Origin of the sequence: Ruminococcus sp. RTP21359st1_H3_RTP21359_211015 (assembly GCF_040909065.1) — a bacterium.
GTDB lineage: Bacteria > Bacillota > Clostridia > Oscillospirales > Ruminococcaceae > Hominimerdicola > Hominimerdicola aceti.
The window spans coordinates 107,686-118,937 of record NZ_JBDGDD010000005.1; the positions used below are offsets into that span (position 1 = coordinate 107,686).

At 43.5% G+C, this 11,252-nt stretch carries 12 protein-coding genes and 1 tRNA gene; 5 read left to right on the forward strand and 8 right to left on the reverse strand.

The window, feature by feature from the left end; genetic code table 11:
• The first annotated feature begins 201 nt into the window (after positions 1-201).
• Entirely contained in the window at positions 202-1,587 is a 1,386-nt protein-coding gene (locus AB5Z01_RS03570; protein ID WP_287216295.1) for an MATE family efflux transporter, read from the forward strand.
• 55 nt (positions 1,588-1,642) lie between these two features.
• Positions 1,643-2,140: a hypothetical protein gene (locus tag AB5Z01_RS03575; RefSeq protein WP_195221544.1), complete on the forward strand. Its 498-nt coding sequence runs from the start codon at positions 1,643-1,645 to the stop codon at positions 2,138-2,140.
• 103 nt (positions 2,141-2,243) lie between these two features.
• Here the strand turns inward: AB5Z01_RS03575 and AB5Z01_RS03580 are convergent, their stop codons facing one another.
• The 3 genes from AB5Z01_RS03580 to AB5Z01_RS03590 all read right to left on the reverse strand — a co-directional run bounded on the left by AB5Z01_RS03580 (position 2,244) and on the right by AB5Z01_RS03590 (position 4,944).
• Positions 2,244-3,077 carry a hypothetical protein gene (locus AB5Z01_RS03580; protein ID WP_138336391.1) on the reverse strand — a complete coding sequence of 278 codons (834 nt, stop codon included), beginning with the start codon at positions 3,075-3,077 and terminating at the stop codon, positions 2,244-2,246.
• Positions 3,078-3,179: 102 nt separating this feature from the next.
• Positions 3,180-3,683, reverse strand: coding sequence for a hypothetical protein (locus AB5Z01_RS03585; RefSeq protein WP_117859499.1), 504 nt, complete (start codon positions 3,681-3,683; stop codon positions 3,180-3,182).
• Entirely contained in the window at positions 3,676-4,944 is a 1,269-nt protein-coding gene (locus tag AB5Z01_RS03590; protein WP_195221543.1) for a hemolysin family protein, read from the reverse strand. The genes AB5Z01_RS03585 and AB5Z01_RS03590 overlap by 8 nt, the downstream gene beginning before the upstream one ends.
• A gap of 209 nt (positions 4,945-5,153) precedes the next feature.
• Between AB5Z01_RS03590 and AB5Z01_RS03595 the strand changes: the two genes are divergently transcribed.
• A complete protein-coding gene (locus AB5Z01_RS03595; protein ID WP_038672404.1) occupies positions 5,154-5,639 on the forward strand; it encodes a GtrA family protein in 486 nt (161 codons plus the stop codon).
• A 66-nt stretch (positions 5,640-5,705) separates the two neighbouring features.
• Here the strand turns inward: AB5Z01_RS03595 and AB5Z01_RS03600 are convergent, their stop codons facing one another.
• From AB5Z01_RS03600 to serC, 4 genes are all read right to left on the reverse strand, one after another.
• Entirely contained in the window at positions 5,706-5,999 is a 294-nt protein-coding gene (locus tag AB5Z01_RS03600; RefSeq protein WP_195221542.1) for a hypothetical protein, read from the reverse strand.
• A gap of 120 nt (positions 6,000-6,119) precedes the next feature.
• Positions 6,120-7,271 carry a 3-phosphoglycerate dehydrogenase family protein gene (locus AB5Z01_RS03605; protein WP_022288561.1) on the reverse strand — a complete coding sequence of 384 codons (1,152 nt, stop codon included), beginning with the start codon at positions 7,269-7,271 and terminating at the stop codon, positions 6,120-6,122.
• A gap of 22 nt (positions 7,272-7,293) precedes the next feature.
• On the reverse strand, positions 7,294-7,461 hold the full coding sequence (locus AB5Z01_RS03610) for a hypothetical protein (RefSeq protein ID WP_022288560.1): 168 nt from the start codon (positions 7,459-7,461) through the stop codon (positions 7,294-7,296).
• Positions 7,462-7,487: 26 nt separating this feature from the next.
• Positions 7,488-8,570 (reverse strand): 3-phosphoserine/phosphohydroxythreonine transaminase, encoded by a 1,083-nt coding sequence (gene serC, locus AB5Z01_RS03615; RefSeq protein ID WP_117859494.1) that lies wholly within the window; start codon positions 8,568-8,570, stop codon positions 7,488-7,490.
• A 386-nt stretch (positions 8,571-8,956) separates the two neighbouring features.
• On the opposite strand from serC, the gene AB5Z01_RS03620 reads away from it, so the two are divergent.
• Positions 8,957-9,136, forward strand: a complete 180-nt coding sequence (locus AB5Z01_RS03620; protein ID WP_022288558.1) for a hypothetical protein — start codon at positions 8,957-8,959, stop codon at positions 9,134-9,136.
• A 267-nt stretch (positions 9,137-9,403) separates the two neighbouring features.
• Entirely contained in the window at positions 9,404-10,927 is a 1,524-nt protein-coding gene (gene xylB / locus AB5Z01_RS03625) for a xylulokinase (RefSeq protein WP_267300929.1), read from the forward strand.
• A 103-nt stretch (positions 10,928-11,030) separates the two neighbouring features.
• Here xylB and AB5Z01_RS03630 read toward each other — a convergent pair.
• Positions 11,031-11,107 (reverse strand) — tRNA-Pro (locus AB5Z01_RS03630).
• Positions 11,108-11,252: the final 145 nt, after the last annotated feature.

Sequence of the window (11,252 nt, forward strand, 5' to 3'; positions counted from 1 at the left end):
TTATATATTTTATTGTACATTTGCAACGCTTCATATCATCAAAAAAGTGAGTCTTTGAAGCCTGACTTTTGTGTAAAAAGTCCTTGGACATATGAAAAAATATATGGTATAATAATTATAACAATGAGCAGCGACAGCGTAAGTCCGATTGTATTCGGACCTATGCTGTTTTTTATGCGCAAAAACGGGAGGTAATAAAATATGAGCGAAGAAGTTCTGAAAGAAAACAAGATGGGCGTTATGCCCATGCCGAAACTCATGCTGAGCATGGGTCTGCCTATGATAATTTCAATGATAGTTCAGGCTTTTTACAATATCGTTGACAGCTATTTCGTAAGCAGGATAACAGATGATACAGTTGAGCACATAGGCGAATATGCCGTAAACGCCCTAACCCTTGCATACCCTGTCCAGCTTTTGATAATCGCTGTAGGCGTAGGCACAGGCGTTGGAATAAATGCCTTGCTCTCCAGAAGCCTTGGAGAAAAGAATTTTGAGCGTGCAGGCAAAATAGCAGGCAACGCCATTTTCATAGGTCTTTGCACCTACATCGTGTTCATGCTGTTCGGATTTTTCGGCACTGACGCATTTTTGAAAACACAGACCCATGATAGTCTTGCTCTAAAGCTTGGGGGCGAATATCTAGGCATATGCTGTGTGTTGTCATTCGGTGCAGTAGGTTCAATGATATTTGAAAAGCTTTTGCAGGCGACAGGCAAAACTATCCATTCCACCATTGCTCAGCTTGTAGGCGCAATAGCCAACATCGTCCTTGACCCTGTTTTGATTTTCGGGCTTGGCCCTTTCCCAGAGCTTGGAGTAAAAGGTGCCGCATATGCCACTGTCATCGGTCAGGTACTCACAATGGTCATAGGCGGCGTGCTTCATTTTGTGTGCAACAAAGAGATACCAAGCGGCATGAGGTATTTTATACCCCAGCGCAAAATGATAACAAACATTTATAGAATAGGCGTTCCTGCCATAATAATACAGGCTCTTATGTCCGTCATGACCTACGGTCTTAATGTCATACTCAACAGGATAGGTCAATCCGCCGTAACAGCCTATGGTATCTATTATAAAATACAGCAGTTCGTATTCTTTGCGTCATTCGGCATGAACAACACTATCATTCCGGTTGTATCATACAACTACGGCAAAGGGGACAAAACAAGAGTTCGTTCAGGCATAAAATACGGTATGCTCTACACGTTGGGACTCATGCTCCTTGGCATTATAGGCTTGCAGCTTTTTGCTTCTCAGATATGCCATGTATTCTCACTGTCAGCGGATACGGAGATATTCGCCACCTACGCCATAAGGATAATCACTTTAGGCTATCTTTTTGCAGGTGCAAACATAGCCTATCAGGGAATTTTTCAGGCACTCGACCATGGCATAGCTTCCCTTGTGCTTTCCCTTATCAGACTTTTAGTTATCCCTCTCCCCACGGCTTATCTTCTCACCCTTACCTCCTCAGCAGGCAAGATAGTATGGGCAGCCGTTCCGTTCGGCGAGCTTGTAGGCACTGTCGCCGCCATTGTGATAATGGGCAGGATAAAACGTGAGATAAAGCTCAAAGACTAAAACACTGCCCTTGATTATTATTCCAAAAGGTGATATAATAGCATTGGTGATAATAATGAAAAGGAAAATACTTGTAGGCCTGCTTACCGCCGTTATCTTTTTGGCTTGCGCCATTGTGATAAATATAACCCCAAAGGTGGAGAAAGGTTCAGCTGTGCTGACCTGTGACGGAAGCAAATATGAGCTTCCCGGCACTGAAAAGACACGATACTGCAATGGCAAGAGCGAGAGCCTTTCCGCTGAAGAGAGCTTTGAAGATCTGCTCTCCTCTGTACCGTCATTTAATGTAAAGGCAGATGTAGATAAGGACGGCAATGTTACCCTTAAAACCCCTATGTCCGTAGAAGTCACAGGGGACAGGCTCGGTGACGTGCTTTACACTGTCTACAGCTATGACGGAAAGGTGCTTGCCAAGGAGTCCAAAAAGCTGGAGCTTCCAAAAGAGGATATTGACGGCTGTCTTGTGAAAATAAAAATTACATGGGGCAAGAAAGACACAAGCTATCTTGAAGAAGATTACTGGTTTGCCGCAATGTACAATACCGAAAGATAAACATAACATCAAAATGTAGGGGCGACCTCTGGTCGCTCACTTTCTTTCTGTAAACTTTCAGACAACAAAACGTCGGACGAATTTGAAAACGTCCGACGTTTTTTTAACATATTTGAAATCCTATTATGCCCGCCATACAAATAACGCTGCCGATAAATCTCAGCTTTGTGATAGGCTCTTTTCTTATGAGCGCTATAACAAACAGCGAACACAGTATCATAGGCTGGATAAATGACGCACTCGCAAGGCTCACAGCAATAACAGCGTTCTCCGCAAGCAGACCTGCCACATTCGGAATTTTTGTAAGCACGACCACCCATGCGCCCTTTTGATTTTTCTTGAATATCTCCAAAGGCTTCGCCCTTGGCAGAAGTATGATAGCCATAAGTATAAGCGCAAAGAACAGCGCCATGGTCGAGGATATGTAATTCTCCGACGCTCTTACAACTATGCCGTAGCCGTATCTTGCCAAAAGATAGAACACCAAAGGAACAACTATCCTGCGGTAATTTATATTGCCGCTGTCCGTTCTGCCTGATTTTGCGATAAAAACAAGTCCTGCAACAGTAAGCACGATAAAAAGAAACTTGAAAATGCTCGGCTTTTCACCAAGGAAAATATCCGTTGCATAGGACATGAAAAGGGTGATACCAAGCCAAGCCTTAAGCTCAAAGGCTGATATTTCATCAAGGATAATAGCCGAAAGCTTAAATTCAAGGATCTTCGACAAGCACAGCAGACCTATCGCCGCAAAGGATTGCCAGCTAAATGTAATAGTCCTGTCGAGGAAAGGCAGACAGCAAGCCATGAAAACAGCCGTTGCCGCCGCCATTAAGAATCCAAGCTCATCGCCGTTGAATTTTGCCGTTGAAACAGCGTACTTGTCACTAAGGGAACATATCGTGTAGCATACAACTACAAGTATAAGCAAAAACATTATTTTTCTTCTTCCTTACTCTATGATTTTCTAAGACCTGTATGCTGTGAAACATACGAAATAATGGGCGACCCAAGGTCGCCCCTACGCAAAGCCGATTTATCAGTTCTTTTTATTTTTCACAAGCCATACTACCGCCAAAATACCAAGTATCACCGAGAACAGAGTAGCAATGGCTAGACATATCCAGCTTGCATACTGACTTTGTATAAATTCGTTCTGCGATTGGCTTCCTATAAGGGTATCTACCCCCGATTGCGAGCCTAACGCTGAGAACAGTATTATAAATGCCATTCTCACATTCATTACGCAGGCTATAACGCTGTAAATATGCACTATACCCTGAAAAAGGCACACTCCGCAGTCGTCCTTTACATAGCTTTTCACTCCAAGCACCGCACATACCACCGACACTGCCGTGTAGATAATGAACGCCGCAAAAAGCACTATCGTTGGAACTTTTGCCCCCTCGGTTTTCACTATCATGCTCATAAGCCCAGCCATACACCCCATGAACACAGCCGCTGCCGCAAGCCCTGCAACAGACCATTTTCTGTATATAAGTTCTGACTTTTTTATCTGCTCTTTCTTTATCTGCTTAGGCATTTTCTTCCTCCGCCTTCTTGCTTTCAAGCTCCTCTTCGGATATCTTGAAGCGTATCCTGTCTATTTTCTGCTCGTCCTCCATTTTCACTGTCATCTCAAAAGGCGGACAGCTTATAACTTCATTCTGCTCAGGAAGTCTGTCAAGCATATCCATTATCCAGCCACCGAGAGATGTTCTTTCGGTTTCGATAGTGTCCTCCGGCAGTCCTGTCCTCTCAAGAAAATCCGATACCGAAAGCTCCGCCGACGCTTCGTAAACACCGTCGCTTATTTTCACAAGGGAGGTATCCTCCTCGTCACTTTCATCATAGATCTCGCCCACAAGCTCCTCTATGATATCCTCAAGGGTACAAATGCCCTCCGTACCGCCGTATTGGTCGAGCACCACCGCCATATGCACCTTTTTGCGCTGCATCTGCTTCAGGATCTCAGAGATCTTGCGGTTTTCGGTTATGTAAAGTGGCTTGTTCATTATAAGGCTTATGTCCGTCTTGCCCTTGAGATACATTTCAAAAAAGTCAGACTGGTGGATAAGTCCCACAATGTGGTCTAAGTCCTTGTCATACACGGGGAGCCTTGAAAACTTTGTCTGCACAAAGCGTTTTTTTATGCTCTCCATATCCTCATGAAGCTCAACACCCTCGATATTTACTCTCGGCACAAGTATCTCGCTTATGGTTATCTCGTCAAAATCAAGTGCCGAACGCACAAGCTCCGACTCCTGCTCTTCAAGTACGCCCTCGTCCTGAATCTCGTCTATGATATATTTAAGCTCTTCCTCAGTAACAGACGGCTCGCTGTTCTTGTTGCCCACAAGCTTTGTAACACCGCTTTTTATGCCCATAAAGATAGCCGTTATAGGCGTGATGATGAACATGAATGCGGAAAGCGGAGCCGCCATAAGAATAGAAAACCGCTCAGAATTTTCCTTTGCAAGGCTCTTAGGCAAGATCTCACCAAAAATAAGCACAAGCACCGTCATGACTACAGTAGCCAGACCCACGCTTCCCTTGCCGAACTTCTCCGTAAAAAGCACCGTTGCAATAGAAGATGAAGAAATGTTCACCACGTTGTTTCCAACAAGTATAGCAGTGAGTGCCTTGTCAAAATTATCGCATATGTTCATTGCCTTCTTTGCAGACTTGTTTCCGTCGTCTGCAAGTTTTTTAAGCCTTATCCTGTTGCATGAAGAAAACGCTGTCTCCGTTGCAGAACAAATAGCAGACAGCATAAGAAGCACAGCGATGATAACAACTTTCATAAAATAAAATTATCCTTTCAGGTCAGAATATAAATTTGCTGCCCTAGTTATAAAAATAGCACTAAAGGCAGTCATGAAAACTGACTACATATAGTTATCATAACATATTTTTTAACCAATTGCAACAGTATTGTTGAAAAAACGATGTAAAAGAGTTATAATATTCTTTGTGTTCATAATATTCATATGCACAAAAGGAGATAACAGAAATGGCAAAGAAAAATAAAGACATTTTCGACAAAATTATGGACTGGAAGATATTCGGCTGGTTCAGACCCTTTTACGTCAAAAACAAGGAAATGCTTTTGTATCTGTTTTTCGGCGTACTCACCACCGCAGTCAGCTTTGTGACCGCAGGCATCTCAAAAGTACTTTTGGAGCAGGCAGGCATAGGCAAGGGCGGTGTTTCCACCACAAGCACCGTCATATCATGGATATGTGCAGTAACATTCGCATACATAACCAACAGGATATGGGTTTTCGAGTCTGAAGCAGAGGGCAAAAAGGCGATAATCTCCGAAGCGGCTTCATTTTACGGCGGAAGGATATTCACTCTTCTCGTAGAAATGTTCATGATGTGGCTCGGCTACTCACTTCTCAGCTTCAACTATTGGGTAACAAAGATAGTGGCAAACGTTGTTGTGCTGATACTTAACTATGTAATCAGCAAGCTTGTGGTCTTCAGAAAGAAATAAGCATACAAAAAAAGCTGTCAGATCTGACAGCTTTTTATTTTGCCCCAGTTGCCACGTTACAACCGACTAATCTTTGTACATAAGCGTGACCGCCATGCCGTTTATCACGCCCACTACAACTCCGCACACAATGAAAAACACCTTGATAGGCAGGTCAAGCAGAAGCGAGATAAGCCCGAACACGATAACGAACGCCATTGCTCCGCCTATCTGCACAAGAAACTTTCTTTTCACAAGCACAGGAAAACGCTCAGCAAGCTTTGCGGTCTTGTTACCCTTGTGGTCAATTATCCTGTAAATAAGCTGAGTCAGTGCCATTGGTATTCCGATAAATAAAATTGCTGTTATAAGTTTGTCCATTTTAAATTCCTCCATTTTTCACTTAAATTATAGCTTTTTTTGTATCAAAAAAGGCTGCCCAAGACGCAGTTCGTCCGTGGGCAGCCTCATTGCTGCATATAAAATTTCTTTTATCAACAATTAAAGAACTCTTACGCCAACAACGCCCTCGATAGACTTGAAAGCGTCAGCGTCAACGTCGCCTGTAACATCGAGCATTGTGTAAGCCCAGTCTTTCTTAGACTTGTTTACAAGGTTCTCGATATTTGCGCCCTTGTCAGATACAACAGATGTGATCTGTGCAATAAGAGCAGGAACGTTCTTGTGAAGCACGCAAACAAGGTGGTCGCCTGTTTTAGCAAGCTCTGCATTAGGGAAGTTTACAGAATTCTTGATAGTTCCCTTCTCGATATAGTCGATAAGCTCGTGAGCCGCCATTGTTGCGCAGTTGTCCTCAGACTCAGGTGTGGAAGCGCCAAGGTGTGGAAGAACGATAACATTCTCCTCGCCAAGAACAACATCATCTGCAAAGTCTGTTACATACTTTGCAACCTTGCCGTCCTTGATAGCCTTTACAACAGCCGCACTGTTGATAAGCTCGCCTCTTGCAAGGTTGATAAGACGAACGCCGTCCTTCATCATTGCTATCTGAGCTTCGTCGATAGTGTTCTTTGTGTCAGGTGTATAAGGAACGTGGATAGTGATATAGTCACTGTTCTTGTAAATATCATTGATATCAGCAGTTACCTTTACAGCAGGCTCGAGCTGGATAGCTGCGTTTACTGAAAGGAATGGGTCATAGCCGATAACGTCCATGCCAAGTGCAACGGCTGCGTTTGCGATCTTTCCGCCGATAGCACCAAGACCGATTACGCCAAGAGTCTTGCCCAATATCTCAGGACCTGCGAACTTAGACTTGCCGCCCTCAACTGTCTTTGGAGCGTCAGGAGTGCCCTTGAGTGATGCAGCCCATGCAGCAGCCTCAGTTATCTTTCTTGAAGAAAGAAGAAGCGCACAAATAGCAAGCTCCTTAACAGCGTTTGAGTTTGCGCCAGGTGTGTTGAATACAACGATTCCCTGCTCTGCGCACTTCTCAACTGGAATATTGTTTACGCCAGCACCTGCTCTTGCAATAGCAAGCAGGCTCTCAGGCATTTCCATATCGTGCATCTTTGCTGAACGTACCATTATAGCGGTAGGATTTTCAGCATTGTCGCTTACTGTGTACTTAGCCTTGTCGAAAATATCTGTACCGCAAGCGGCGATCTTATTCAAAGTCAATATGTTGTACATTAAACTAACCTCTTTCATCTATTTAAGTGATAATTCTTACAAACAGGCAAAGAACAAGTATTACAGCGAAAAGAACGAGAACAACTTTGCCTTTTGACTTACTTCTTTCATTAAGCTTATCACGCCAATCGTCCGGATTGTTTTTGATCAAATCAGCAGTGCTTATCATATGAAGCAATCGATGAAGCATTGAAATTTCACCTCGATCAAATCTGATTATGCGTTCTCAGCCTCGAACTTCTTCATGAACTCAACAAGCTTTTCAACGCCCTCGATAGGCATTGCGTTGTAGATAGAAGCTCTCATACCGCCAACAGTTCTGTGACCCTTGAGGTTTACAAAGCCTGCTGCTGTAGCCTCAGCAACGAACTTCTTGTCAAGCTCAGCGTCGCCTGTTACGAATGGAACGTTCATAAGAGATCTGTCCTCAGGAACAACAGTGCCCTTGAAGAGCTTGCTCTGGTCAAGATAATCATAGAGTATCTTAGCCTTCTTCTCGTTGTGAGCCTTCATAGCCTCAAGACCGCCCATTTTCTTTATCCACTTGAATACCTTGCCGCAGATGTAAATGCCATAGCAAGGAGGTGTATTGTAAAGAGAGTCAGCGTCAGCCTGAGTTTTCCACTTGAGCATTGTAGGTGTTCCCTCGAGAACATCGTCAGTGATAAGATCTTCTCTGATGATAGCAATAACAACGCCGGCAGGACCAACGTTCTTCTGAACGCCGCCGTAAATAACGCCGTACTTTGTTACGTCAACAGGCTCAGACAGGAAGCAGGAAGAAACGTCTGCAACAAGTGTGTGACCCTTTGTGTTAGGCAGAGTCTTGTACTTTGTACCATAGATAGTATTGTTTTCGCAGATATAAACATAGTCAGCGTCCTCTGGGATATCCAGATCTGAACAATCAGGGATATAAGAGAAAGTCTTGTCAGCAGAAGAAGCCACAGCAACAGCCTCGCCGTATTTCTGAGCCTCCTGATAAGCCTTCTTAGCCCACTGACCAGTGATTATGTAAGCCGCTTTCTTGTTCTTCATAAGGTTCATAGGAACGGCTGAGAACTGCTGAGAAGCACCGCCCTGAAGGAACAACACCTTATAGTTATCAGGGATACCCATAAGATCTCTGATGTCCTTTTCAGCTTCCTTGATGATGTCATCGAACGCCTTGGAACGGTGGCTCATCTCCATTACGCTCATACCTGTGCCCTTATAATCGAGCATTTCATCGGCAGCTTCCTTAAGCACTTCCTCAGGGAGTACAGCAGGACCTGCACTGAAGTTATATACTCTACCCATTGTTAAACCCTCCATATAAATTAGTTTCTTAGTTTCATTATTTATAAAGACTATAAATATATAAATTAATAATAATATTATATGCCTTTTATAAAAAAAAGTCAAGGGCTGTCATATAAAAATACTCACTCGTCATAAGTTTTTGTACATATCAGCACATAAATCAGCCCTGAAAACGTGCATTTTTACACCTTACCTATGCCGTTATATATAATAAGCACTGAAAAGCATGAAAAATCAGAATAATACTAAAGCGTTAAAAAGAGGTTAAAATTTTTGGTATTCCTTGAAATCTCCATATTTGTGTAGTATAATGTAATCAATAAAATGCGACAGTTGTAAAAAAATCGGGGAACAATTGTCACTCTCAGGGAAAGAGGATATATATGCAAAAGATATTTTATGTTTCAAGAAATGAGGACAAAGCCCATGATGGAAAAGCCCCGGATATGGACAGATTTCAGCGAGTTGAAAAGCTCAACAGTCTGATCGCGGCAGGCTGGGCTATAAAGGAAATGAAAAGCGAAAACAACAGCACATTCTTTGTGCTTGAGAAAGCAGACTAGACTTAAAATGGCGGTATAAGACCGTACCCTGCCAATAACACAGACACGTTGTTTTGTAGGGGACGGCGCCCTCGACGTCCCACCCACTCACCAGTTTTTTCAACAAACTTATAGGACGGTAGCCCCACCGTCCTGTTTTTATGTGCAGATAAATTTTGCGAAAACGTTTTATGGGTATTGCATTTCAGAGAGAAATATTGTATAATTAATGTAATCGTTTTAATGAGTACAAATGATACTATACATATTATAAGGAGTAAAAAAAATATGGCTTATGTAATCGGCGTAGACTGCGGCACAAGCGGCACTAAGACAGTGCTTTTTGACGAAAAGGGCACTGTTATCTCTTCTGTAACTATTGAATATCCAATGTATCAGCCTAAAAACGGCTATGCAGAACAGGATCCTGCTGACTGGGCAAACGCAATGATAAACACTATCAAGGCTGTTATGACCAAAAGCGGTGTAAACAAAGAGGACGTTGCAGGTGTTGGTATCTCAGGTCAGATGCACGGACTTGTTATGCTGGATAAGGACAACAACGTGCTTAGAAAGTCCATAATATGGTGCGATCAGAGAACTGCCGCAGAAGTTGAAGAAATGAACGAAAAGCTAGGCAGAGAAAAGCTCATCAAGATAACAGCAAACCCTGCCCTCACAGGCTGGACGGCTGCGAAAATCCTTTGGGTAAAGAACAACGAGCCTGATATATATGAAAAGTGCAGACACATTCTTCTTCCAAAGGACTATCTGAGATTTATCCTCACAGGCGAATATGCAACAGAGGTTTCCGACGCAAGCGGTATGCAGCTTCTTGACGTGCCAAACCGCTGCTGGTCAAAGGAAGTCTGCGATACGCTTGGCATTGATATGTCAATGCTGGGCAAGGTGTACGAGTCATGCGAGGTAACAGGCAAGGTCACAAAGAAAATGGCTGAGCTTACAGGACTTAAAGAGGGTACTATAGTAGTAGGCGGAGCAGGCGACAATGCCGCTGCGGCTATCGGAACAGGCGTTGCAGAGGACGGTAAGGCGTTCACAACTATCGGAACATCAGGCGTCGTATTTGCACACACTTCTTCTATCTCTATCGACCCAAAGGGCAGAGTTCACACCTGCTGTGCAGCAGTACCGAACGCATGGCACGTTATGGGTGTTACACAAGGCGCAGGACTTTCGCTGAAATGGTTCAGGGATAATTTCTGCAATGCAGAGAAAGAAACAGCAAAGTGCATGGGCGTTGACGAATATTATCTCATGGATAAGGAAGCAGAGAAAGTGCCTGTTGGTGCAAACAGACTTCTCTATCTGCCATATCTCATGGGCGAAAGAACACCGCATCTTGACCCTGACGCAAGAGGAGTATTCTTCGGACTTTCCGCAATGCACACTAAGCGTGATATGCTGAGAGCAGTAATGGAGGGCGTATCATACTCCCTGAGAGATTGTGTTGAGGTATTCAGAGAAATGGATATCAACGTATCCGACATGATGGCATGCGGAGGCGGCGGAAGCTCACCGCTGTGGAGATCAATGCTCGCAGATCTTTACAACTGCCCTGTAAAAACAGCTTCATCGAAAGAAGGTCCAGCCCTTGGCGTAGCACTTCTTGCAGCAACAGGCGCAGGCATTTACTCATCAGTACCGGAAGCTTGTAAGGCAGTAGTAAAGACCGACAAGGTACAGCAGCCTGAAGCAGAGCGAGCACCTGAGTATGAGAAATACTACAAGCTTTACACAGAGATCTATCCTGCACTGAAAGCAGAATTTGCAAAGCTTGCGAAGATGTAATATAAAACCAAAAGCTCCGATCATTTCGGAGCTTTTTTGTGTTAGAATATTTCGACAACTAAAAAACGGCTCTCCACAATAGCGGAAAGCCGTTTTTACATATTGGTCGGAGTGACCGGATTTGAACCGACGACCTCTACCACCCCAAGGTAGCGCGCTACCAATCTGCGCCACACCCCGATACCGTATATATTATACCCGATTTGGATACAATAGTCAAGAGTTTTCAGTCAAAATAAAAAAATTGCAATGTAGTGCTACAATAGATATTGGACAAAATTAAGAAAAAAGAAAAGAGAGATAGGCAAAAATCTGATAAAATAAA

Coding starts and splice junctions, on each gene's coding strand:
- AB5Z01_RS03600 (WP_195221542.1), bottom strand. CDS start 5,999: ATGGACAAACTTATAACAGCAATTTTATTTATCGGAATACCAATGGCA.
- AB5Z01_RS03620 (WP_022288558.1), top strand. CDS start 8,957: ATGCAAAAGATATTTTATGTTTCAAGAAATGAGGACAAAGCCCATGAT.
- AB5Z01_RS03610 (WP_022288560.1), bottom strand. CDS start 7,461: ATGCTTCATCGATTGCTTCATATGATAAGCACTGCTGATTTGATCAAA.
- AB5Z01_RS03585 (WP_117859499.1), bottom strand. CDS start 3,683: ATGCCTAAGCAGATAAAGAAAGAGCAGATAAAAAAGTCAGAACTTATA.
- AB5Z01_RS03595 (WP_038672404.1), top strand. CDS start 5,154: ATGGCAAAGAAAAATAAAGACATTTTCGACAAAATTATGGACTGGAAG.
- AB5Z01_RS03605 (WP_022288561.1), bottom strand. CDS start 7,271: ATGTACAACATATTGACTTTGAATAAGATCGCCGCTTGCGGTACAGAT.
- AB5Z01_RS03590 (WP_195221543.1), bottom strand. CDS start 4,944: ATGAAAGTTGTTATCATCGCTGTGCTTCTTATGCTGTCTGCTATTTGT.
- serC (WP_117859494.1), bottom strand. CDS start 8,570: ATGGGTAGAGTATATAACTTCAGTGCAGGTCCTGCTGTACTCCCTGAG.
- AB5Z01_RS03575 (WP_195221544.1), top strand. CDS start 1,643: ATGAAAAGGAAAATACTTGTAGGCCTGCTTACCGCCGTTATCTTTTTG.
- AB5Z01_RS03570 (WP_287216295.1), top strand. CDS start 202: ATGAGCGAAGAAGTTCTGAAAGAAAACAAGATGGGCGTTATGCCCATG.
- xylB (WP_267300929.1), top strand. CDS start 9,404: ATGGCTTATGTAATCGGCGTAGACTGCGGCACAAGCGGCACTAAGACA.
- AB5Z01_RS03580 (WP_138336391.1), bottom strand. CDS start 3,077: ATGTTTTTGCTTATACTTGTAGTTGTATGCTACACGATATGTTCCCTT.